The sequence below is a fragment of the Microbacterium protaetiae genome (assembly GCF_004135285.1).
Classification (GTDB): domain Bacteria; phylum Actinomycetota; class Actinomycetes; order Actinomycetales; family Microbacteriaceae; genus Microbacterium; species Microbacterium protaetiae.
This window is the reverse complement of record NZ_CP035494.1, coordinates 2,410,646-2,433,068: the sequence shown is the minus strand read 5'-3', so window position 1 is coordinate 2,433,068 and position 22,423 is coordinate 2,410,646. Positions and strand designations below refer to the sequence as shown.

The 22,423-nt window shown below is 67.7% G+C and carries 25 protein-coding genes and 1 tRNA gene; 7 read left to right on the top strand and 19 right to left on the bottom strand.

The features are described from left to right. Positions 1-174: 174 nt before the first annotated feature. The gene (locus ET475_RS11380; protein ID WP_165310888.1) at positions 175-1,653 is read left to right on the top strand and encodes an HNH endonuclease signature motif containing protein; all 1,479 of its coding nucleotides are present in this window, start codon (positions 175-177) and stop codon (positions 1,651-1,653) included. 206 nt (positions 1,654-1,859) lie between these two features. Here the strand turns inward: ET475_RS11380 and ET475_RS17865 are convergent, their stop codons facing one another. Continuing rightward, positions 1,860-2,015 carry a hypothetical protein gene (locus ET475_RS17865; protein WP_165310642.1) on the bottom strand — a complete coding sequence of 52 codons (156 nt, stop codon included), beginning with the start codon at positions 2,013-2,015 and terminating at the stop codon, positions 1,860-1,862. Positions 2,016-2,127: 112 nt separating this feature from the next. Then, complete coding sequence (locus ET475_RS11375) at positions 2,128-2,442, bottom strand: 4a-hydroxytetrahydrobiopterin dehydratase (protein ID WP_129390118.1); 315 nt, start codon at positions 2,440-2,442, stop codon at positions 2,128-2,130. A gap of 171 nt (positions 2,443-2,613) precedes the next feature. Between ET475_RS11375 and ET475_RS11370 the strand changes: the two genes are divergently transcribed. The 3 genes from ET475_RS11370 (at position 2,614) to ET475_RS11360 (ending at position 5,700) form a co-directional block, all read left to right on the top strand. Then, positions 2,614-3,240: a YqaJ viral recombinase family protein gene (locus ET475_RS11370; protein ID WP_129390115.1), complete on the top strand. Its 627-nt coding sequence runs from the start codon at positions 2,614-2,616 to the stop codon at positions 3,238-3,240. 202 nt (positions 3,241-3,442) lie between these two features. After that, positions 3,443-5,173, top strand: coding sequence for an MDR family MFS transporter (locus ET475_RS11365; RefSeq protein ID WP_242497605.1), 1,731 nt, complete (start codon positions 3,443-3,445; stop codon positions 5,171-5,173). Beyond that, positions 5,170-5,700 (top strand): MarR family winged helix-turn-helix transcriptional regulator, encoded by a 531-nt coding sequence (locus tag ET475_RS11360; protein ID WP_129390112.1) that lies wholly within the window; start codon positions 5,170-5,172, stop codon positions 5,698-5,700. Before ET475_RS11365 ends, ET475_RS11360 begins: the two co-directional genes overlap by 4 nt. On the opposite strand, the gene ET475_RS11355 is transcribed toward ET475_RS11360, so the two are convergent. After that, complete coding sequence (locus ET475_RS11355; protein WP_129390109.1) at positions 5,651-6,544, bottom strand: LysR family transcriptional regulator ArgP; 894 nt, start codon at positions 6,542-6,544, stop codon at positions 5,651-5,653. The two genes, ET475_RS11360 and ET475_RS11355, sit on opposite strands and share 50 nt — an antisense overlap. A gap of 71 nt (positions 6,545-6,615) precedes the next feature. Here ET475_RS11355 and ET475_RS11350 point away from each other — a divergent pair, with 71 nt between their 5' ends. Next, entirely contained in the window at positions 6,616-7,260 is a 645-nt protein-coding gene (locus ET475_RS11350) for a LysE/ArgO family amino acid transporter (protein WP_129390106.1), read from the top strand. A gap of 10 nt (positions 7,261-7,270) precedes the next feature. On the opposite strand, the gene ET475_RS11345 is transcribed toward ET475_RS11350, so the two are convergent. Then, entirely contained in the window at positions 7,271-7,624 is a 354-nt protein-coding gene (locus ET475_RS11345; RefSeq protein ID WP_129390102.1) for an iron chaperone, read from the bottom strand. A 25-nt stretch (positions 7,625-7,649) separates the two neighbouring features. Between ET475_RS11345 and ET475_RS11340 the strand changes: the two genes are divergently transcribed. Beyond that, the gene (locus tag ET475_RS11340; RefSeq protein WP_129390099.1) at positions 7,650-7,925 is read left to right on the top strand and encodes an acylphosphatase; all 276 of its coding nucleotides are present in this window, start codon (positions 7,650-7,652) and stop codon (positions 7,923-7,925) included. Positions 7,926-7,983: 58 nt separating this feature from the next. Here the strand turns inward: ET475_RS11340 and ET475_RS11335 are convergent, their stop codons facing one another. The 11 genes from ET475_RS11335 to gabT form a co-directional block, all read right to left on the bottom strand. Then, a complete protein-coding gene (locus ET475_RS11335; RefSeq protein ID WP_129390096.1) occupies positions 7,984-8,757 on the bottom strand; it encodes an amino acid ABC transporter ATP-binding protein in 774 nt (257 codons plus the stop codon). Further along, complete coding sequence (locus tag ET475_RS11330) at positions 8,744-9,409, bottom strand: amino acid ABC transporter permease (protein WP_129390093.1); 666 nt, start codon at positions 9,407-9,409, stop codon at positions 8,744-8,746. The genes ET475_RS11335 and ET475_RS11330 overlap by 14 nt, the downstream gene beginning before the upstream one ends. 73 nt (positions 9,410-9,482) lie before the next feature. Beyond that, positions 9,483-10,289 (bottom strand): amino acid ABC transporter substrate-binding protein, encoded by an 807-nt coding sequence (locus tag ET475_RS11325; protein WP_129390090.1) that lies wholly within the window; start codon positions 10,287-10,289, stop codon positions 9,483-9,485. A 163-nt stretch (positions 10,290-10,452) separates the two neighbouring features. Next, positions 10,453-11,142, bottom strand: a complete 690-nt coding sequence (gene rplA, locus ET475_RS11320) for a 50S ribosomal protein L1 (protein WP_129390087.1) — start codon at positions 11,140-11,142, stop codon at positions 10,453-10,455. 14 nt (positions 11,143-11,156) lie between these two features. Continuing rightward, the gene (gene rplK / locus ET475_RS11315) at positions 11,157-11,588 is read right to left on the bottom strand and encodes a 50S ribosomal protein L11 (RefSeq protein WP_129390083.1); all 432 of its coding nucleotides are present in this window, start codon (positions 11,586-11,588) and stop codon (positions 11,157-11,159) included. A 93-nt stretch (positions 11,589-11,681) separates the two neighbouring features. Then, a complete protein-coding gene (gene nusG, locus ET475_RS11310; RefSeq protein WP_129390080.1) occupies positions 11,682-12,767 on the bottom strand; it encodes a transcription termination/antitermination protein NusG in 1,086 nt (361 codons plus the stop codon). A gap of 49 nt (positions 12,768-12,816) precedes the next feature. Continuing rightward, on the bottom strand, positions 12,817-13,086 hold the full coding sequence (gene secE / locus ET475_RS11305) for a preprotein translocase subunit SecE (protein WP_129393884.1): 270 nt from the start codon (positions 13,084-13,086) through the stop codon (positions 12,817-12,819). Between the two features lie 46 nt (positions 13,087-13,132). Further along, a tRNA-Trp gene (locus ET475_RS11300) sits at positions 13,133-13,205 on the bottom strand. A gap of 214 nt (positions 13,206-13,419) precedes the next feature. Then, positions 13,420-14,784, bottom strand: a complete 1,365-nt coding sequence (locus ET475_RS11295) for an NAD-dependent succinate-semialdehyde dehydrogenase (protein WP_129390077.1) — start codon at positions 14,782-14,784, stop codon at positions 13,420-13,422. Continuing rightward, positions 14,781-16,262 (bottom strand): NAD-dependent succinate-semialdehyde dehydrogenase, encoded by a 1,482-nt coding sequence (locus tag ET475_RS11290; RefSeq protein ID WP_129390073.1) that lies wholly within the window; start codon positions 16,260-16,262, stop codon positions 14,781-14,783. The genes ET475_RS11295 and ET475_RS11290 overlap by 4 nt, the downstream gene beginning before the upstream one ends. Before the next feature lie 25 nt (positions 16,263-16,287). Beyond that, positions 16,288-17,643, bottom strand: coding sequence for a 4-aminobutyrate--2-oxoglutarate transaminase (gene gabT, locus ET475_RS11285; RefSeq protein ID WP_129390070.1), 1,356 nt, complete (start codon positions 17,641-17,643; stop codon positions 16,288-16,290). Between the two features lie 91 nt (positions 17,644-17,734). Between gabT and ET475_RS11280 the strand changes: the two genes are divergently transcribed. Further along, positions 17,735-19,240 (top strand): PucR family transcriptional regulator, encoded by a 1,506-nt coding sequence (locus ET475_RS11280; protein WP_129390067.1) that lies wholly within the window; start codon positions 17,735-17,737, stop codon positions 19,238-19,240. Here ET475_RS11280 and ET475_RS11275 read toward each other — a convergent pair. From ET475_RS11275 to ET475_RS11260, 4 genes are all read right to left on the bottom strand, one after another. Further along, positions 19,218-20,294: a S1C family serine protease gene (locus ET475_RS11275; RefSeq protein ID WP_129390063.1), complete on the bottom strand. Its 1,077-nt coding sequence runs from the start codon at positions 20,292-20,294 to the stop codon at positions 19,218-19,220. The two genes, ET475_RS11280 and ET475_RS11275, sit on opposite strands and share 23 nt — an antisense overlap. Positions 20,295-20,318: 24 nt before the next feature. Further along, a complete protein-coding gene (locus tag ET475_RS11270; RefSeq protein WP_129390060.1) occupies positions 20,319-20,546 on the bottom strand; it encodes a type II toxin-antitoxin system VapC family toxin in 228 nt (75 codons plus the stop codon). Positions 20,547-20,681: 135 nt separating this feature from the next. Then, positions 20,682-20,903 (bottom strand): hypothetical protein, encoded by a 222-nt coding sequence (locus ET475_RS11265; RefSeq protein WP_129390057.1) that lies wholly within the window; start codon positions 20,901-20,903, stop codon positions 20,682-20,684. A gap of 24 nt (positions 20,904-20,927) precedes the next feature. After that, a complete protein-coding gene (locus tag ET475_RS11260) occupies positions 20,928-22,406 on the bottom strand; it encodes a helix-turn-helix domain-containing protein (RefSeq protein ID WP_129390054.1) in 1,479 nt (492 codons plus the stop codon). Positions 22,407-22,423 lie beyond the last annotated feature (17 nt).

The window sequence follows — 22,423 nt, the reverse complement described above, 5'->3', positions numbered from 1 at the left end:
ACCGAGTCGAAACGCGCGTCTTGCCCGACGTGCCCATCACAGCCCTCCCTCTGGTGAGGGCGAGTGCCGTCGTTTCCTCCCCAGGCGAGGGGCGTGGATGGTTATCCACAGAAACTAGCGCTGACCTGGGGAATGTGGAGGGTCAATGTCGGTGGTGGCGACCATGATGGGGGTATGACCACGGCACCGGATGACCTGTTGGAGACGCTGACCCGTCTCGACCAGCAGCTCAGCGATGCCGTGCACGACACGCTCGACGACGATCGTGTGCGAGCTCTGGGTGACGACGAGCTGCTCGCTCTGACGCGGGTGGTCGAGTCGTTGGGCCGCCGGATCGACGCGTTGCGGATCGCTGCTGCCGGGCAGGTCGATAACCGGTCGCGCAGCGAACTGGGCGAAGACCGCCTCTGTGCACGCAACGGGTGCATCAACGCGGTCGACCTGCTGTGCCGGGTCACCGGGGTCTCTGCGGTCACCGCCCGCGCCCGGGCACGCTACGCCCGCGCGACAGGTGGCCGGGCCACCCTGACCGGGCAGAGCCTGCCCGCCCCGTTCCCCGCCGTGGCAGCAGCCCTGACCTCAGGTGTCATCGGGGTCGACAGCATCGCGGCGATCATCTCCGTGCTCGGCCCGATCACCGACCGGTGCCACCCCGCCCAGCTGGCCGCCGCCGAAACCGAACTTGTCGCCGCCGCGACCGGCACCGGCCCCGACGGGGCGCCACCGTGCACCGCCGATGACACCCGCCTGCAAGCCAAGGTATGGGAGCTGATCCTGGACCCCGACGGCACCCTCCCCAAAGACCAACACGCCGCCCGCAACCGGGGCCTGCACTTCGGACACGAAAACGGCGGGCTCGTCCCCGTCAACGGCAACATCCTCACCGAGGTATACGAACAGTTCCGGCTGCTCTACGACGCACACACCAACCCCCGCGTGCAAGACCGCACTCGAGGCGAGGCGGTCGCGTTCCGTGAGAACGTCGACAGTGCGGATGCTGGGGAGGATGTTCCGCCGGATCCGCGCACGCGGGCGCAGAAGATGCACGACGTGTTCGCCACCATCCTGCACGTGGCCGCCCGCTCCACCGAAACCCCCACCATCGGCGGCGCCCCACCGGCCGTCATCGTCACCATCAACGCCGACGACCTGAACCGCGACAACGGGGTCGCATTCCTCAACGGAACAAACTGCACCGTCCCCGCCTTCGTCGCCCGGCACACCGCCTGCAACGCCGGCACCCAACACATGATCGTCGCCGACAACGGCCGCATCATCCAGCTCGGCACCCCCAACCGCACCTTCACCACCCAGCAACGCCGGGCGATCATCGCCCGCGACGGGGAATGCGCCATCCCCGGATGCCACATGCCCGCCACCTGGTGCGAAATCCACCACGTCACACCCCACGCCAAAGGCGGACCCACCCACACCGACAACGGCGTCCCCCTGTGCTGGTGGCACCACCGCACCATCGACACCAGCGGATGGGAAATCCGCATCATCAACGGCATCCCCGAAATCCGCGCACCCCGCAACCTCGACCCCACCCGCACATGGCACCCCACCACCGGATCACTCCACCGCGCACAAAACCGGCTCAGACAACGACTGGCAAAACAACGCGAACCAGCCACACCGCGAACCGGGTAACCCCTGCCGGCCGCACCACACCTGGCGCACGAACCGCACCGCGAACCAGATAACCCCCGTCAGCAGCACCGCGAACCAGGTGACCCTGCCAGCCGCACCGCGAACCAGGTGACCCTGCCAGCCGCACCGCGAACCAGGTGACCCTGCCAGCCGCACCGCGAACCAGGTGACCCCTGCCAGCCGCGCAGCGAACCGGGTGACCCGTGTCAGCCGCGCAGCACCTGGTGCACGAACTGCACCGCGACCGACCCCTCGCCAACCGCGGACGCCACACGCTTGACCGACTGCGCGCGCACATCACCGACCGCGAAAACATCCGGCACGATGACGCCCAGCCGGGCACGACGACGCCCAGCTGGCACGACGACGCCCAGCTGGCACGACGACGCCCAGCCGGCAAGGCGACGCCCAGCCCGGCACGCACTACGGCGTCACGGGGACGACGACGCGCATCGGCCGGGTCGCGGTCGTGGCTCAGCGACCGGCAGCGTCTTCCATCTCAATGCCGAGATCGCCGGCCGCCTGCGAGATGGCGGCGGCCAGCGCGGCATCCTTCCCCGTCACTCCGCCCGCATCGTGCGAGGTCAACGTCACACGCACGCTCGGGTAGGTGACCTCGACATCGGGGTGGTGATTGGCTGCCTCGGCGAGGTCCGCGATCGCCGTGAACAGACGCGCGCCGGTCGCGAAGTCGCCCGTGCGAAACTGCGCACGCACGGCGTCGGCGGCGAAGCGCCAGCCCTCGACACCGGCAAACGCTTGGAATTGCTCCTGAGTGATGGTGTCCATGCTCTCGACCCTGGCACCGCAGCGCTGGAGCGCAAGCCCCTTGCGCTCCAGCGCCAGGCACCCAGAGCAGAATGTCGATGCACGAGACGGCGGGGCGAGCGCGCGGGAGCTTCGCCCTCGGATGCGGAGCGTCGTGCGGCAACCGTCTGCCCCCGGGGCTACCCTCGAGTGGTGACCCCTGAACTGGCCGAGCGCATCGTCGCGGACTCGCGCGATCGGGTCGCCTGGTTGCGAGCGCGCTCACGAGGGATCACAGCGACGGATGTCGCGCACCTCACCAGCGAGCGCGCGATTGCCCGCGCGGCACAGACGAAGCTGCGCGGAAGCGGCTTCACCGGCAACGCGTACACCGACCACGGACGTCGCCGCGAACCCGAGATCGCTGCATGGGTGGCTGCAACCCACGGCATCCAGCCTTCCTCGGCGCTCTTCCGCGCGGTCGTGGAGCCGCGACACCTGGCCACCCCTGACGGGATCACCCAGGACGGTGCTGGGCACATCACCCTCGCCGAGATCAAGACCACGAACAAGGCGTGGCGCAGCATCCCGCGCTCCTATCTTCGTCAGGTGTGGTGGCAGCAGCATGTGCTCGGTGCGGAGCGCACCCTCGTGATCTGGGAGCAGCACGTCGACTTCGTGCCGGTCGACGACGAGCCGAAATGCGCCTGGGTCGACCGCGACGAGATCGAGATCGGCAAGCTGGTGCGACTGGCGACGGCTTTGATCGACGAGCTGCACCGGGTGACGCATCCCTCCCCCGCCCGCGAGGTACATCGAGCGCTGGCTCTCGCGGACTGAAGCGGCGTCTCGACTCGCTTCGCTCGCTCAACGAACGGCGACTTCGTTCCCCCAGCCGCCAGGCACCGTTAGTTGACGAACGTCAACGATCGGATATATAGTTGACGAATCTCAACTGTTGACGATCGTCAACCATCTGCGCCATCGTCGTCGCGCAACAAAATCCCATTGTGAAATCCGCTCTGTTCTCTGAAGGATCTGCATGTCCGAAATTCCCTCTGTGGCCGGCGCCAAGCCGGCCATGACCCACCGCCAGGTGCTCGAGGCCCTCTCCGGCCTCATCCTCGGCATGTTCGTGTCGATGCTCGCGTCGACCGTCGTGTCCAGCTCCCTTCCGGTCATCGTCCACGATTTGAAGGGCGACCAGGCCGCCTTCACCTGGGTCGTCACCTCGACCCTGTTGGCGACGGCGATCGCCACCCCCATCTGGGGCAAGCTCGCCGACCTCTTCAATCGCAAGGTGCTCTTCCAGCTCGCGATCGTCATCTTCGTCCTGGCCACCGCCGGAGCGGGCTTCTCGCAGAACCCCGAGATGCTCATCACCTTCCGTGCGGTGCAGGGCCTCGGCGCCGGTGGTCTGGCCGCTCTCAGCCAGGTCATCATGGCCGACATCCTCAGCCCGCGTGAACGTGGCAAGTACATGGGCCTGTTCGGCGCGGTCATGGCCGTCTCCACCGTCGGTGGCCCGCTGCTCGGCGGCGTTCTCACCGACACCCTCAGCTGGCGCTGGAACTTCTACGTGGCCCTTCCTGTGGCCATCATCGCGCTGATCATCGTGCAGAAGACCCTGCACCTGACGCCGCAGAAGCAGCGCAAGGTGACGATCGACTACGTCGGCATCGTCCTGCTGGCCGCTGCCTCAGCACTGCTGATGATCTGGGTGAGCAACGCCGGCACCGACACGACCGGCGACTGGTGGCACTCCAACGACTGGTGGAGCTTCACGACCGTCTGGATGGTCGGCGGCGCAATCATCGCGGCTCTGCTGTTCGTCGTCTTCGAACTGCGCGCCCGCGAACCGCTGGTGCCGCTCGCGATGTTCCGCAACCGCACCTTCACGCTCGCCGTGGTCGCCTCGATCTCGACCGGCATCGCAATGTTCGGCGCCTCGGTGTTCCTCAGCCAGTACATGCAGCTGGCCCGCGGGGCCACCCCGACGCAGGCCGGCCTGATGACGATCCCGATGATCGGCGGCCTGCTGCTGTCGTCGGTGTTCATCGGCATGCTGATCTCGAAGTACGGGCATTGGAAGCCGTACCTGCTGCTGGGTGGCGTGTTGCTGATCGCCGGCTCGTACACGCTGTCGACGATCCACTACGACACGAACTTCGTGCTGGTCTCGGTCTACATGTTCCTGCTCGGTGCAGGCGTGGGCATGACCATGCAGAACCTCGTGCTGGTCGTACAGAACACCTGCAAGCCCGAGGAACTCGGAGTCGCAAGCTCCGGTGTCACCTTCTTCCGCACCCTGGGCGGCACCATCGGTGTGTCGGTCATGGGCGCGGCGCTGGCGACCAAGGTCGTCGATCTGATGACCACCCACCTCGGCGACATCACCGCCGCCATCCAGGGCCTCGGTCCTGAGAAGGCACAGTACTGGGGTCAGCAGCTGCAGTCCGGTACGCTCCCCGAGGTCTCGACGATGCCGCACGCGCTGCGCATCATCATCGAGGACATCTACGCCCAGGGCATCTCGCACTCGTTCCTGATCGCGGTGCCGTTCGCGGTGCTCAGTCTGCTGGCCATCCTGTTCATTCCGAACAAGCCACTGACCCGCATGACGAACGTCGAGCGTATGCAGGCCGGCGAAGCCGACCTCGCGACCGTCTCGGTAGCCGAGGGCATGGACGCGCTGTCTGCCACCGGCAGCATCCCCGTCGCCGGCGGAGCCCAGGCAGCCACCCGCCGTTCTGCGAGGTCCGACGAATCATGACCACGGCATCCGTCTCTGGGGCGGCGTCTCACGACGCCGCCCCAGAGCGGGACCCCCGACGCGACGCCGTCCGCGACCTGGAGGGCGCGTTCTCGCTGCTGTTCACGCAGTTGCGCCACGCCTACGCGCAGGCGTCTGAAGCAGTGAGCCCCGGAATGATCCCCGGAACGTTCAAGGTGTTCACTGTGATCAATCAGATCGGCCCGGTCAGCGCGTCGACCCTTGCCGAACGGATGACGACCGACAAGGGGATGATCAGCCGCTCCGTGGCAGAGCTGGAAGGTCTCGGCCTCATCGAACGCACTCCCGATGCCACCGATGGCCGCATCCGCCTGATCTCTGTCACGCCGTTCGGCCAGGAGCGGCTGCGCGCCATTCGCTTCCCCTTCATCGACCGCCTCGAAGATGCCCTCAGCGAGTGGCCGATGGAGTCGATCGAGCGGCTCAGCGGCTTGCTCGGGGCGCTGGCGAACAACATCATCCCGCAGACGGACTTCCGCGGCGCAGCACCCGACGCCCCTCGCTGATCACCTCGTCGGCGACGGCGTCGAGCAGGGCAGACCGCAGGTTCCACTGCTGCCAATACAGGGGGACGTCCACCGGCTCTCCCCCGAGTCGCACCAGCGATCCGTCGTCCAGGCCCGCCTCGGACTGCAGAGTGGGCAGCAGTCCCCAGCCCATGCCGAGTTCGACGGCGCGGGCGAAGTCTGTTGAGGCGGGGATGTAGTGCCGTGGAGGCGCAGCATCCACTCCCCTCGCCCGCAGCCAGATGGCTTGAAGCTCATCACGACGGTCGAAGAAGACGACCGGAGCCTGCGCGAGCGCGGCGGCCGTCACGGCCGGCAGCCACTCGGCCACGAACTGCGGCGTGGCCACGGCTTCGTAGCGCATGACCCCGAGCGGCACGACGCGGCAGCCGGCCACCGGGCGGGCGCGCGAGGTGACCGCGCCCATGACCGTGCCCGACTCGAGAAGCCCCGCGGTGAAGTCCTGGTCGTCGCGGTGCAGGTCGAAGACGAGCGGATGCCGCTGCCCGAGCCGCGCGAGAGGGTCGAGAAACCACGTCGACAGGCAGTCGGCGTTCACCGCGAGCGCGACGCTCATGCGCACCGATTCGTCGCCCAACTCTCCCAACGCATCGTGCTCGAGCAGGTTGAGTTGACGGGCCAGCCGCACGACCGCGTCGCCCGCCGCCGTCGCCCGAGCCGGTTTGGAGCGCACGAGCATGACCCGCCCGAGTTGCTCTTCGAGCGCCTTGATGCGCTGGCTCACCGCCGACGGAGTGAGCCGCAGGCGCCGCGCCGCGGCATCCAGCGTTCCCTCCTCGACGACGACGGCGAGGGTTTCAGCGAGCTCGAACGGAATACGCATCGTAAGCCATGCTAATGGTGCATCAACTTCTTCATCTGTACTTCAGACGGGGCGCTTCATAACGTGGAGGTGTGCTCACCTCGGTTCTCGCCGGTCTCGGTCTCGGCCTCTCGCTCATCGTCGCCATTGGCGCACAGAATATGTTCGTGCTGCGGCAGGGGCTGCGCCGCGAGCACGTGCTGACGGTGGCGCTCATCTGCACAGCCTCTGATGTGCTGCTGATCATCCTGGGCGTCTCTGGCGTCGGCCTCGCGTTGCGTGCGCTGCCGGGGCTGGTCGAGGCGGTGCGCTGGGTCGGCGCCGCGTTCCTCGTCGGATACGGGGTTCTCGCGCTGCGGCGCGCCATCCGTCCTTCCGGGGCGACTCTGCAGGCCTCGCTCGGTAGGCCGCCGTCGGCGGTAGGCACCGCGTCGCTCGCGACGCGCACCGCGGTGGCCCCCGTCGTGGCGACGTGCCTCGCGCTGACCTGGTTGAACCCGCACGTGTATCTCGACACGGTGTTTCTGTTGGGTTCGGTGGCCAACACGCACGGCGAGGGCCGCTGGTGGTTCGCGCTGGGTGCGGGGCTGGCCAGCGCCCTCTGGTTCTTCGCCCTCGCATACGGCGCGCGCCTTCTCGGGCGTCGCCTGGCGACGCCGCGCGCGTGGCGGATCGTGGATGCCGCGATCGGTGTCGTGATGCTGGGCTTGGCCGCCTCGCTCATCGCATCGGCGTGAAGGCGTGGGCCTACCGGGACGTCGCGTCGATCTCAGCCTGGCGGGCGGCCACGATCGCCCGCACGGCTTCGTCGGAGAGCGGGCTCTCGGGCTGGAACCGGATAGTGCCTTTGTCGAACTCCGCATCGCCGAGGGATGCGGCGACCGCCTCAGGTACACGTCCGCTGAACGGGTAGACACCGATGTGTTTCTTCGTGCGCATCACCGACAGCAAGGGCTTGCCCCGGTACGTCAACGCCGGCATGCCGTAGCCGGTACCCTGCTCGGTCTCGCCGATGGCCGCCGCGGCGACCCGGTAGATCTGCGCGACCACGGCGGCGTCGGCAGGCTCGAGCCCGGCCAGATACTCATCGATAGTGCCCATGAGGGCATCCTGGCACGATGGAGGGATGCGGCGCGTTCATGTCATCGTCTCGGGAGAAGTGCAGGGCGTCGGCTACCGATACACCCTGCGCTTGGAGGCAGCCGAGGCCGGCGTCGCGGGCTGGGTGCGCAACCGCCGCGACGGCACGGTGGAGGCCGAGCTCGAGGGCACCGACGAGCAAGTCGACAGCGTGCTGGCCTGGATGGCCGAGGGCCCACCCGGGTCTCGCGTCACCGACGCCCGAGTGACCGATGCCGCGCCAACTGGCTCGCGCGGGTTCGAGGTGCGAACAACCGTGTGAGGGCGGCACCGTCAGCGGCATCCCGCAGCACGCACCGTGTTCCGCGCCGCACGCGATGTCACTCGTCCAACGGCCGCAGAATGCGGTCGAGGAACCGGCGGGTGCGCTCGTTACGGGGCTGTGCGAACAACTGCTTCGGCGCGCCGCGCTCGACGATGACGCCGCCATCGAAGAACAGCACCTCATCGGCCACGCGCCGCGCGAAACCCAGCTCATGGGTGACGATCACCATCGTCCAGCCCTCATCGGCAAGCTCTTTGAGCACAATCAGCACTTCACCGACCAGCTCCGGGTCCAGTGCGCTGGTCGGCTCATCGAACAGCAGCAGGTCGGGCTGGAGTGCAAGGGCACGGACGATGCCGACGCGCTGCTGCTGGCCGCCTGACAGCTGGTGCGGATAGGCATCGCGCTTCGCACTCAGCCCAACCCTGTCGAGAAGTCGTTCGGCGTCGGTGACGGCGGTGACTTTCGCGACACCGTGTGCACGCACGGGACCCTCGATGACGTTCTCGAGCACCGTGAGGTGCGGAAAGAGATTGTGGTGCTGGAACACCATCGCCGAGCGGTCGCGGAGGGCTGCTCGTTGCTGCTTGGACTGCCGCGCGCCGAAGTCGATGCGCTGCCCTCCCGCGAACTCGAGGACGCCGGCATCAGGCGTCTCGAGGGCGTTGAGCGAGCGCAGGACGGTCGTCTTTCCCGAACCGCTCGGTCCGATTAGGCAGACGACCTCGCCGCGCCCAACTTCGAAGTCGACACCGTCGAGCACGCGATTGTCGCCGAAGCTCTTCGTGATTCCGCTGACGCGCAGCAGCGGTTCCTCAGTGTGCGCCATGACGATCCAGCCTCTTCTCCAGCGCGCTCTGCCCGGTCGAGAGCACAAGACAGAAGATCCAGTAGATAAACGCGGCCTCCAGATAGACGATCATGAACTCGTACGAGAATGCCGCGATGTTCTGCGCGACGCGGAACAGCTCGGTGACGAGGATGAGCGAGGCGAGCGATGTGTCCTTCACGAGCGAGATGAAGGTGTTCGACAGCGGCGGAACCGAGACGCGCGCGGCCTGCGGAAGGATGATGCGCTGCAGCGTCTTCGTTCGCGAAAGGCCGACGATGAAGCCCGCTTCCCACTGGCCCTTGGGAACGGAGAGGATCGCGGCGCGAATGACCTCGGCTGCGTAGCCGCCCACATTCACCGAGAACGCGATGATCGCCGCTGGCCAGGGATCGATGCGGATGTCCAGCTGCGGCAGCCCGTAGAAGATCACGAACAGCTGCACCAGCAGCGGGGTGCCGCGGATCACCGAGACGTACAGTCGTGCAATACCAGACACGACCGGATTCGTCGAAATGCGCATGAGCGCGATCCCCAGCGCGAGCACGAGGCCGATCGCGAACGACGCCAGTGCCAGCGGGATGGTGCCGCGCAGACCGGCGAGGACGAGCGGCCAGAACGAGTCAAGAACCAGCTTCCAGGTATCGTTCACGGGCACTCCCTTCGCCTCACGTCAGACCCGCTCTCTGCGAGACGGCCGTCGGCCGGCTCGAGCGGGATACGCCTCACTGGGTGACGTCGGTGCCGAAGTACTTCTTGCTGATCGTGGTCAGCGTGCCGTCGGCGCGCAGTTCGGTGAGCGCATCATCAATGGCATCGACCAGCGCCGTCTTCTTCTTCGTGAGGGCGAACGCGCTCTTTGCGGGGTCGTCGGTCTCAGCCGCGATCTTCAGACCGGTGGACCCCTTGGTGTTCACGTAGTCGAGATAGGTCAGCTTGTCGTTGATCGTCGCGTCCACGCGGCCCTGCTCGAGCAGTGAAACCGCCTGCGCCCACCCTTCGACCGCTTCTACCTTCGCGCCGTGGTCCTGCGCCAGCTCGTACCAGTTGCTGGTGAGCGACTGCGCCGTGGTCTTGCCCTTGAGGTCGTCGAAGCTCGAGATCGAGTCGTCGGTGTCTTTCACGATGATGACGCCCGGCGAGACGGTGTACGGCTCGCTGAAGAGGTACTTCGCCTCGCGTTCGGCGTTGATCGACACCTGATTCGCGATCAGGTCGAATCGGCCGGCATCCAGGCCGGCGAAGATCGCGTCCCACTGGGTTTCTTGGAAAGAGACCTTCAGGCCCAGCTTCTTGGCGACCGCCTCAGCGATCTCGACGTCGAAGCCGACGAGCTTGCCCGACTCGTCGTGGTAGCTGAACGGGCGGTACGTGCCCTCGGTCGCGACGGTGAGGGTGCCGGCCTTCACGAGGCCGAGATCTTCGCCACCGGCGGCTGCCGAGGACGCCGGAGTAGCCGAGGTGCTGCACGCGCTGAGCGCAAGCGCTGCGGTGACGGCGAGGGTGGCGGCCAGGATCGAGCGACGAGACATGCGGTTCCTTCGTATGGGGCGTGTGAACGCTGCGTGGCGGGGTGGACCACGGCGACGACTCAGTACAGCACGCGCCGCGTTCTCTCGGCACATGCGTTACGCACTGTTGCCGGCAACGACGAAGGACCCCACCGTGAGGCGGGGTCCTTCGTGAGCGTCAGGCTCAGATGGCGTTGACGTCCAGCGGGATGCCGGGGCCGAACGTGGTCGACACGGCGCCCTTCTGGATGTAGCGGCCCTTCGAGCTGGCGGGCTTGAGACGCACGATCTCTTCGAGCGCGGTCTTCAGGTTCTCGTCAAGCTGCTCGGCAGTGAACGAGGCCTTGCCGACGATGAAGTGCACGTTGGCGTGCTTGTCGACGCGGAACTCGATCTTGCCGCCCTTGATCTCCTCAACGGCCTTGGCCGGGTTGGGGGTCACGGTGCCGGTCTTCGGGTTCGGCATCAGGCCGCGGGGGCCCAGCACCTTGCCGAGACGACCAACCTGGCCCATGAGCTCGGGGGTGGCCACGGCCGCGTCGAAGTCGGTCCAGCCGGCGGCGACCTTCTCGATGAGCTCGGTGCTGCCGACCTCATCGGCGCCGGCGGCGATGGCCGCCTCGGCGGCCGGACCGTTGGCGAACACGATGACGCGGGCGGTCTTGCCCGTGCCGTGCGGCAGCATGACGGTGCCGCGCACCATCTGGTCAGCCTTGCGCGGGTCGACCGAGAGCTTGAGGGCGACCTCGACGGTCGAGTCGAACTTCTTCGACCCGGTCTCCTTCGCGAGCGCGACGGCCTCGGTGGGCGTGTAGAACTTGTCGGTGCCGACCTTCTCAGCGGCGGCCTTGTAGGCCTTGGACTTGGTAGCCATGTTCGTTACTCCCCTCAGTCCTCGACCGTGATGCCCATGGAACGGGCGGTGCCGGCGATGATCTTCGAGGCTGCCTCGATGTCGTTCGCGTTCAGGTCGGGCTGCTTGGTCTCGGCGATCTGTCGGACCTGCTCCTTGGTGAGCTTGCCGACCTTGTCGGTGTGCGGAACGGACGAGCCCTTCGCCACGCCTGCGGCCTTCTTGATGAGCTCGGCGGCCGGCGGGGTCTTCAGAACGAACGTGAAGCTGCGGTCCTCGTAGACGGTGATCTCCACGGGGATGACGTTGCCGCGCTGCGACTCGGTCGCCGCGTTGTACGCCTTGCAGAACTCCATGATGTTGACGCCATGCTGACCGAGCGCGGGCCCGATCGGCGGCGCCGGGTTGGCTGCACCGGCGTTGATCTGAAGCTTGATCAGGCCGGTCACCTTCTTCTTCGGTGCCATTTCTTTCCTTTCAACGAATCGGATGCCGCGAGGCATCCGCTCTCCCGCAGACCCGGCGGTTCCGGGGTGCGGTGTCTGTGGGGCTTCGAGCCGCTACAACATCTTTGTGACCTGGTCGAAGCTCAGCTCGACCGGGGTCTCGCGCTCGAACAGCGAGACCAGCACGGTGAGCTTGCCGCTCTCGGGCTTGATCTCGCTGATCGTGCCCGGCAGGCCCGCGAACGAGCCGTCCTTGATCGTGATGGTCTCGCCGACCTCGAAGTCGATCTCGGCGGGGATGACGCGCGCAGCGGCCTGACCGCCCTTGGCAGCGGCGCCCTTGGCCGGAGCGACCTCCTTGACCTCGACGAGCGACTTCAGCATCGTGAAGGCCTCTTCGAAGCGCAGCGGCGTGGGGTTGTGCGCGTTGCCGACGAAGCCGGTCACACCGGGCGTGTGCCGCACGACCGACCAGGTGTCTTCGTTGAGCTCCATGCGCACGAGCACGTAGCCGGGAATCCGGACGCGCGTGACCATCTTGCGCTGCCCGTTCTTGATCTCGACGACGTCCTCCATGGGGACCTCGATCTGGTAGATGTCGTCTTCGACCTCGAGCGTCGACTTGCGCTGCTCGATGTTGGCCTTCACCTTGCGCTCGAAGCCGGCGTACGAGTGGATGACATACCACTTTCCCGGCAGCGAACGCAGCTCGGCACGGAAGGCCTCGTAGGGGTCTTCCTCGTCAGCGGCGTCTTCTTCGGCCTCGTCGACCACCGCTGATGCGGCATCCACCTCGTCGACGAATTCCTCGTCGAGAACCGGGCGGTCTTCTTCGCCGTTCACGTCGGGCCCATCGTACGGGGCCACCTCGTCGTCAGCCTCAGCGGCGCGGCGCTGCTGCTCGTCTGCGGCGTCGTCGGTGAGCACTTCGGCCGCAGCCTCGGCCTCGGCCGTCTCGTCGATGTGCAGTGCGTCGTTCACGATCGCGTCCGCCTCCGGGTCTTCGATGTCGATGTCGTCGAGTTCGTCGTCTGCGCCGTCGTCGTCGCTCTCCTCCTCGACATGGAGAGCGGTGTGCTCCGCGGCGTCGGCCGAGCGCTGCTGCGCCTCAAGCACGGGGCCGTCCTGCGCCTCGTCGTCCTCGCTGGACTGCTCGGCGGCGGTCGCCCAATCGGCGTCGTCGGTGTATCTGTCTGGCACTTGATTCTCTTCCGTTGATAGGGGCCGGGAACCGCGCGTCACGCGCGGATCACGCGCCACCCGGGGTGCCGAACACCCAATTGACCATCCAGACGAACAGCACGTCGAGTCCGTAGACGATGGCCATCATCACGACGACGAATCCCAGCGAGACCAGCGAGTACTTGCCCAGCTCCTGGCGGGTCGGCGTGACGACCTTGCGAAGTTCGGCGAAGACCTGGCGGATGAAGATGGCGATGCGCTGGAAGAAGTTGGGCTTCTTCTCGCGCGGCCGGTCGCTTGCGGCGACGATCTCGCCGTTCGGCTCGTCCTGGACCATCGACTCCACCTGAATCGTCTTCGTATTGCCAGCATGCGCTGACGCGCAGGGCGGACAGGAATCGAACCTGCAACCTGCGGTTTTGGAGACCGCTGCTCTGCCAATTGAGCTACCGCCCTAGAGACCCGGAAGGATCTCGCTGCGACCGCAATCCTGCACCGTGTCCGTGAACGTGGGGTCTGCCCGAGAACCCGGGCACGGCGAAAGAATGCAGTTTCAGCTGCCCCTCCAGTGTAGGGCATGCCCTCGCGGGGCGCGAACCGGACCGCAGTCTCGGGCGATTCGCCGAAGCTGCGGCATCCGCCGGCTCAGGCACCCCACGAGAACACTCGGCTATGGGCCGACGCGCACGAGCTTCTTGTTGACGAACTCGTCGGCCGCCAACAGTCCCAGTTCACGCGAGGTGCCGCTGCGCTTGACCCCGCCGAAGGGCAGTTCCGGGCTGTCGGCGAGCACGAGGTTCACATAGACCATGCCGGCGCTGATGCCGTCGGCCACGCGCTGGGCCTGCTCGGGGTCGGTCGTGAACACGTACGAACCGAGGCCGAACGGCGTGTCGTTGGCCAGCGCGACGGCCTCGTCTTCACCGGCGACCCGGTAGACCACCGCAGCCGGGCCGAACAGCTCCTGCCGATATACGTCCATCTCGGGCGTGACATCGGCCAGCACAGTGGGCGGGAAGTAGGTACCCGTTCGCTGACCGCCCAGCAGCAGCGTGGCTCCCTGCGCGAGCGCGCCGTCGATCTGCTCCTGCAGGCGCGCGGCTGCCGCTTCGGATGACAGCGGCCCGAGGACCGTGTCGTCGGATGTCGGGTCGGATGCCTCGATGCGGCCCATCGCGGCGGTGAAACGCTGCACGAAGTCGTCGTAAAGCTCGTCGACGACGATGAACCGCTTGGCGCCGTTGCAGCTCTGCCCGTTGTTGTCGAGCCGCGCGTCGACGGCAGCCTGCACCGTCGCGTCGAGATCGTCGGTGGACAGCACGAGGAAGGGGTCTGAACCGCCCAGTTCGAGTGCGACCTTCTTCAGATGGCGGCCGGCCGCCTCGGCCACGGCAGCACCTGCGCGCTCCGAACCGGTCACCGACACGCCCTGCACACGCGGGTCGGCGATGATGCGGGCGGCCTGTTCGTTGCTCGCATACACGTTGACATACCCGCCGGCGGGCAGTCCCGCCGCCTCGTAGATCTCCTCGAGCAGCGCCGCCGACTGCGGACACTGCGGCGCATGCTTGAGGAGGATCGTGTTGCCGAGCACGAGGTTGGGCGCCGCGAAGCGCGCCACCTGGTAGGCGGGGAAGTTCCACGGCATGATGCCCAGCAACACACCGAGGGGCGACCGCCGGATGACCGCGGACCCGTCCCCGACGATGTCGATCGGCCGATCGGCGGTGATCTGGTCGGCGTGATCGGCGTAGTACTCGATGATGTCGGCCGCGAAATCGACCTCGCCGAGCGCCGCCGTGCGCGGTTTGCCCATCTCACGCACGATGATGTCGGCGAACTCGTCACGACGATCGCGATGCATCTGCGCGATGCGACGCACCGCTGCGGCCCGCTCGGCCACCGGCGTGCGCGACCAGGCGCGGAAGGCGGCATCCGCCGATGCGACAGCCGCATCGACCTGGGCATCGGTGAAAGTGTCGTAGGTGGCAAGGGTCTCGCCGGTGGCGGGATTGACGACGGCGTAGTCGGTCATGACGGGATTCCCGGGTCGACGGGGATCATCGTGTACTTCGTGGACAGATACTCGTGGATGCCCTCGGCGCCGCCCTCGCGCCCGAGCCCCGACTGCTTCACCCCGCCGAAGGGTGCGGCGGCATTGGAGATCACGCCGACGTTCAGGCCCATCATCCCCGACTCGAGACGGTCGATCATGCGGTGTCCGCGTGCAAGGTCCTCGGTGAACACGTACGAGACAAGACCGAACTGGGTGTCGTTGGCCAGGCGCACCGCCTCGTCTTCATCACGGAACGTGGCGATGGCCAGCACCGGTCCGAAGATCTCTTCGCGCAGGATGTCGCTGCCGCCCTGCACGTCGCTGATCACGGTGGGCTGGAAGAACGTGCCCTCGGACTCGATCGCCGAACCGCCGGTGTGCACGATGGCACCGCGATGCACGGCGTCAGCGACCAGGGCTCCCGCCTTGGCGACGGCGTCCCCGTCGATGAGCGGGCCGATAGTGACGCCTTCTTCGGTGCCACGGCCGATCTTCATCGCCTTCACCCGTTCGGTGAGGCGGTTCGCGAACCGGTCAGCGATCGACTCGTGCACGATGAAGCGGTTGGCGGCGGTGCAGGCCTGCCCGATGTTGCGGAACTTCGCTGCCATCGCCCCGTCGACCGCCTTGTCGAGGTCGGCATCATCGAAGACCACGAACGGCGCATTGCCGCCGAGCTCCATCGACACACGCAAGACGTTCTGCGCCGCGTCGGCGATGAGCCGGCGCCCGACCTCGGTCGAGCCGGTGAACGACAGCTTGCGCAGGCGCGGGTCGGCGATGATCGGGCCCGAGACCTTGCCCGAGGTGGTCGTGGAGACGATGTTGACGACACCCGCGGGAAGACCGGCCTCTTGCAGCAACGTGGCGAAGAACATCGTCGTCAGCGGTGTGAGCTGCGCGGGCTTGACCACGACAGTGCATCCGGCGGCCAGGGCCGGCGCGATCTTGCGGGTGGCCATCGCGAACGGGAAGTTCCACGGTGTGATGAAGAACGACGGGCCGACCGGGCGCTGCGAGACGATCATGCGCCCCGTGCCCTCGGGGTTCAGCCCGTACCGCCCGTTGATGCGCACGGCCTCTTCGCTGAACCACCGCAGGAACTCGCCACCGTAGACGACCTCGCCGGCCGACTCGGCCAGGGGCTTGCCCATCTCGAGCGTCATCAGAAGCGCGAGATCGTCCTTGTGCTCCTGCACAAGCTCCCACGCCCGATGCAGGATGTCGCTGCGGCGACGGGGCGGCGTGGCCGCCCAGTCGTCTTGCGCGGCCACGGCGGCATCCAGCGCCCGGATGCCGTCGGCCGGTGACGCATCGGCGATGGTGTGGACGACGGCGTTCGTGGCGGGATCGTGGACGTCGAAGGTCTTGCCGCCTTCGGCGTCGATCCACTCCCCTCCGATGAAAAGTCCGGTGGGCACCCGGCTGAGCAGTTCGGCTTCTTGTTCGGCGGTCATACGTTCTCCTCTGTTCCTTCTCGAATCAGTGCGCTGTCAAGGCTGCCGCGACGACGTCCAGGCCCTCGTTCAGCAGCGTGTCGGGGATCGACAACGGCGGCAGGAACCGGATGACGTTGCCGAATGTGCCGCAGGTGAGCACGATGACGCCCTGCGCGATGCAGTCCCGCGCTATTGCGGCGGTCAGCGCCGCATCGGGCGCGCCGGTGGTCGGGTCGACGAACTCGGCGGCGACCATGGCGCCACGCCCGCGCACGTCGCCGATGCGCGGATCGGCTGCCTGCAGGGCCGTCAGGCGCGGCAGCAGGATGTCGCCGATCTGGCGCGCACGCTCGATGAGACCGTCGTTCTCGAACACGTCGATCGCGGCCAGCGCCGCCGCGCAGGCGACCGGGTTGCCGCCGTAGGTGCCGCCCAGTCCCCCCGGGTGGGCGGCGTCCATGATCTCGGCGCGGCCGGTCACCGCGGCCAGGGGCAGGCCCCCCGCAATGCCCTTGGCCGTGGTGATCAGGTCAGGGACGATGCCGAAAAGCTCACTGGCGAACATGGCGCCCGTGCGTGCGAAGCCGGTCTGCACCTCGTCGGCGATGAAGACGACACCGTTCGCGCGGCACCAGTCCACCAGCGCCGGCAGGAAGCCGTCGGCGGGCACCACGAAGCCGCCCTCACCCTGGATGGGCTCGATGATGATCGCGGCCAGGTTCTCGGCCCCCACCTGCTTCTCAATCTGCGCGATAGCGCGGGCCGCGGCATCCGGCCCGCTCAGAGCGTCGCGGAACGGATACGACGTCGGCGCGCGGTACACCTCACCGGCGAACGGCCCGAAACCGCTCTTGTACGGCATGGCCTTGGCGGTGAGCGCCATGGTGAGGTTGGTGCGCCCGTGATAGCCGTGATCGAAGGCGACCACGGCCTGCCGGCCGGTGTGCTTGCGAGCGATCTTGACGGCGTTCTCGACGGCCTCGGCCCCCGAGTTGAAAAGCGCGCTCTTCTTCGCGACGTCGCCGGGAGTGATGCGGTTGAGCGCCTCGGCGACGGCGATGTACGACTCGTACGGAGAGATCATGAAGCAGGTGTGTGTGAACTGCGCGACCTGCTCCTGCACGGCTGCGACGATCTTCGGATGGGCATTGCCGACGGTGGTCACCGCGATGCCGCTGCCCAGATCGATGAGCGAGTTGCCGTCGGCGTCGACGATGACCCCGCCACCCGCGGCCACCGCGGCGATCGGGACCGTGTGGCTGACGCCCGCCGCGACCGCTGCGGATTTGCGCGCGAGGACCTCTTGCGAGCGCGGTCCGGGAATCGGGGTGACCAGGCGCCGCTCCTGAGGGAGCGTGGGTCCGCCGACGGAGGTGGTGTTGGTAGCCACAGTGCTCATACTGCGAGCGTAGGTCGCCGATGCGCAGATCGACACCCTCCGCCAAGTACAGTGAGCACATGCGAAACGACACCGCGTATACAGCGCTGTGATGGATGCCACGACGTTGCGTGGCCTATTCGCGCAACGCGATCTGCATCTGCGTCTGGCCATCGACGAGAGTGACCTGGAGCCGGGCGCGCTGGACGCTCCCGTGCGGTGGGTGCACGGCACCGACCTGGCCGATCCGACGCCGTTTTTGACCGATCAGCTCGTGCTGCTGACCACGGGCACACAACTGGGCGAGGATGCGGGCGAGGTCGGCGACTACGTGCGACGGCTGCAGCAGGCGGGCGTGTGCGGACTCGGCTTCGGCACCGACGTCGTGCGTGCCGGCATCCCGTCTCTGCTGATCGACGCGTGCCGCGCCGCGCGTATGCCGCTTTTCGAGGTGCCATACCGCACGCCGTTCATCGCGGTGGCGCGCGTGCACACCGAGGCGATGGCAGCGCAGGCCTTCGCGCGGCGCAGTTGGGCCCTGGCGGCCCAGCGGGCGATAGCCCTGGCCGCCCTGCGGCCCGACGGTTTGGGGGCGACGCTGGCCGAACTGGCCAAGCAGCTGGACGCCTGGGTCGGTCTGTTCGACGCCGCGGGTGTGCTGACACGCGAGCATCCGGCGGGGGTGTTGGATGCCGCGACCACCGCCGCGCTGACCGACGATGTCGCCCGGGTGCTGCGCCGCGGAGCGCGCGCCGGCTCGTCGTTCGCCGTTGGTGAGACCCCGTTCACGCTGCAGACGCTCGGTCACGCCGGGCATCTGCGCGGCGTGATCGCCATCGCCACGAGCGATCTCGATCAAGAGGGCCGCGGCCTTGTCACCTCGGTGATTGCGATGGCCGGGCTGGCACTCGAGCAGGGCTCGGGCATCGCCCGGGCACGCACTCTGCTGCGCAGCGGCGTGTTGCAGTCGCTCGTCTCGGGAGACCCCGCCCTCGCCCGCCGCATAGCACGCGACATGTGGGGTGGGCTGCCGGAGGCCCCGGTGGTGGTGGCGGCGACGGATGCCGCCGACGACGCGGTCACCGAGTGGCTCGAGCTGCGCACGGACTATGAGCGCGGCACGTTGTTCTTCGGCCGCGACGACGACGGCCTCGTGCTGGCCAGCACGCAGGCCGCGGCATCCCTCTTCGACGATCTGGCCCGACGATTCGCCGTGCGCATCGGGGTGTCGACACCGGTGCCGTATGCGGCCTTCTCGCGCGGCCTCGACGAGGCGCGCACAGCGCTGCAGCGCGGGAGCGAACCGGTCACCCGCTTCGTCGACCTGAACCGGGCAAGAGTGCTCTCGGCGCTGGACACCACGGCAGGGCGGGCCCTGGCGGCGGAACTGCTCGCGCCGCTCGCACAGCATCCGACGCTGACGGCGACCCTGCGCGCATGGCTCGCCCACGACGCGCGGCACGACGTCACCGCCGACGCTCTCGGCGTGCACCGGCACACCGTGCGTGCGCGGATAGCGCAGGCCGAGCAGCTTCTGGGGCTCGATCTGTCGACGTTCCCCGCGCGCGCGGAGCTGTGGGCGGCGCTGCAGACGCTCAGCCCGCCGGCGCCGCGGTGAGGGTCGCTGTCGCGGTGCGCTGATCGCCGTCGCGCAGATAGGTGATCTCGATGTCGTCGCCGACCGTCTTGGTGATCAGCACGAGATTCAGGGCGTCGATGCTGTCCATCGCGCGACCGTCGATCGACACGATGACGTCGCCGGCCTGCAGACCGGCCGTCGCCGCAGCTCCCGTGACCGCCTGCACGAACAGCCCGTGCGGGATGCCCCAAGCCTTGGCGGCCGCGGGCGGCACCGGGGTGACCTGCGCGCCCAGGCTCGGATACGAGATCGACCCGTGTGCGATGATCTCGTCGGCGATGCGCATGGCAAGGTCGACGGGCACCGCGAACCCGATGCCCACCGATCCGCCACTGGCGCCGGTCTCGCCGGGCACGGTGGCTATCGCCGTGTTGACGCCGATCATGTGTCCCGCGCAGTCGACGAGCGGTCCGCCGGAATTTCCCGGGTTTATCGCCGCGTCGGTCTGGATCGCGCCGGCCAGCACCGTGGAGCGCGTGTCGTCGACGGGGACGGGCACGTTGCGGCCGAGTGCGCTGACGATTCCGGCGGTCACACTGCTGGAGAGTCCGAGCGGAGCCCCCAGGGCCACCACCGGCTGCCCCACGGCGAGCGCGTGGCGGTCGCCGGTGTCGATGACCGGCAGCGCCGTGTCGGCTTCGGTCTTGACCACCGCGATGTCGTTGCGGGTGTCACGGCCGACCAGCGTCGCCGGCGCGGTCTGCCCGTTCGAGAACGTGACGGTGATTCCGCTTGCGGTCATCGCGATGACGTGGCTGTTGGTGAGGATGTAGCCCGAATCACGGATGACCTCGCCGGTGCCGTTCCCCGAACCCGAAGCCCCCGTGACATCGAGCGTCACGACGGTGGGAAGCACCCTGTCGGCCACGCGCTGCGCATTGCACACGGCATCCGGCGTGACCGCCGACACTATCGCGGTGGTCCCCCACGCCGCTCCGCCGCCGACGACCAGCGCGATGGCCGCCGCGATCGCCCAGATCTGCCAGGGGCGCGGGGACTGGTGGGGCGTAGTCGTCGCCGGTTCGCTCGCCATAGTCCGAGTGTGGCACGTGGCCGGTCAGGATGCCGGGACCACCACCGTGCACGGGAGGTGCGCCGCCGCAAGCCGCTTATCGGAGGTCAACAGCGGGCACCGCAGTCTCTCGGCGAGCGCGACGTAGATTCCATCACGCACACGGATGCCCTCTCGCAGCTGGTAAGCGCGGTCGATGAGCCCGACATCCGGGGTCACGAACTCTTGGACGAGGGTCATCGCCTCGTGCACGGCGGCCTCGGCGGCTGTCACATCGATCGCACCGGCCCGGCACCTCGGCGATCTAGTGTGCCGGGGCGAAGATCTCGTCGTCGAGGTATTCGAGGATCTGCGACTTGGCGGGTTGATCGAGCACGACATCGACCAGCGCAGAGGCGTCCAGGACGATCATGCCCCGAACTCGCCGCGCACGTCGTCGAGCAGCGCGACGACGTCGATGACGTCATCGGTACGCGGCGTGCGGCTGCGAGCAGCGGCGATCCACTCGGTGTTGCCACGCGCGTTCACCGCATCTTCGAAGGCGCGTTGAGCCACCGTCGACAGGGGGATCTTCTTGCGGCGGACCTCATCGTAGAGAGCATCGGGAACGTAGATGCTGACCTTGGGCATACCCCCAGTGTGCCCCCATGGTTTTCACGCCGGCGCGTGCGCCTGTAGGAACTCGTACACGTCGGTCGTGTCCACACCAGGGAAGGCCCCGGTCGGCAGAGTGGCCAGCAGCGTGCGCGGGGTAGCGACGTTCGGCCACGAGCTGCCGCGCCAGGTCGACTCGAGGTCGGCGGGGGCACGGCGGCAGCACACCTCGGTGGCGTGCGGCGAGACGCCGCGGTTGGTGGTGTCGCGACCGAGGAACCATTTCGTGTCGTCGAAGCGCACGCCCACCGACACCGAGTGCGCGCCCTCGCTGGAAGACTGCACGCGCGCCGTGCACCAGTAGGTGCCGTTGCCCGTATCGGTGTACTGGTAGTACGGGTTGAAATAGTCGTCGACGTCGAAGACGACGCGGCTGGTCCACTTGCGGCAGCACATCTGCCCCTCGATCGAACCCAGCCGGTCGGTCGGAAAGTTCACGTCGTCGTTCTCGTAGGCCTTCGTGATCGTGCCCGACTCATGCACCTTGAGGAAGTGCACCCGGATGCCCAGGTGCACGGTCGCCAAGTTGGTGAACCGATGCGCGGCCGTCTCGTACGACACCGAATAGGCGTCACGCAGATCTTCGATCGAGATCGCCTTGTCGTTCTTGGCGTCTTTGAGAAACGGCACCGCGTGCGCCTCGGGAATCAGCAGGGCTCCGGTGAGGTAGTTCGTCTCCACCCGCTGGCGCAGGAACTGCGCGTAGCTGGTCGGCTCGTCGTGCCCGAGGATGCGGCTGGACAGCGCCTGCAGCACCGCGGTGCGCGGGTCGCCCTTGGCCGTGAGCCGGTTCGACAGATACAGCCGCCCGTTGCGCAGGTCGGCGACGCTGCGCGTGGTCTGCGGCAGATCGGCGACGTAGTGCAGCGTGAACCCGAGGTGGGCGGCGATGTCGGATGCCGTGCGCTGCGTGAGCGGTCCGCCCGGGTGGTCCACGGCCTGCAGCAGCCTGCCGGCCTCTGCCTCGAGCTCGGGGAAATAGTTGTCTTGCCGGCGCATCAGCCGGCGCAGCGCGACATTGGCGCGGCGCGCCTCTTCGGGCGTCGCCGAGCGCTCATCCCTCAGCCGGTCGATCTCGCCCTGCAGCGCGACCAGGGCCCGCAGAGCGTCGTCGGGCACGCTCTTGCCGATGCGGAAGGGCGCGATCCCCAGGGCACGGAACGTCTGGCCGCTCATGGCGCGCTCGAGAGCGATCTCGAGCTCGGCGCGTTCGTCGAGCGGCTCCGACTCCAGGAGGGCGTCGAGCGTCGTGCCCAGCGCCCGCGCTATGGCACGCAGCTGCGTGAGCTTGGGTTCGCGTTTGCCGTTCTCGACCATCGACAGCTGGCTGGGGGCGCGCCCGATGGCGCTGGCGAGGGTCTCCAGGGTCATCTGCTGCGCCGTGCGCAGCTGCCGAATGCGACGGCCGATGGTCAGTGCGTCCACCTCTTGATCTTCGAGGGGGGAGGATGCCGCTTCCGCCGTGATCACGTCAGTCATCCCGCGATGATGTCACG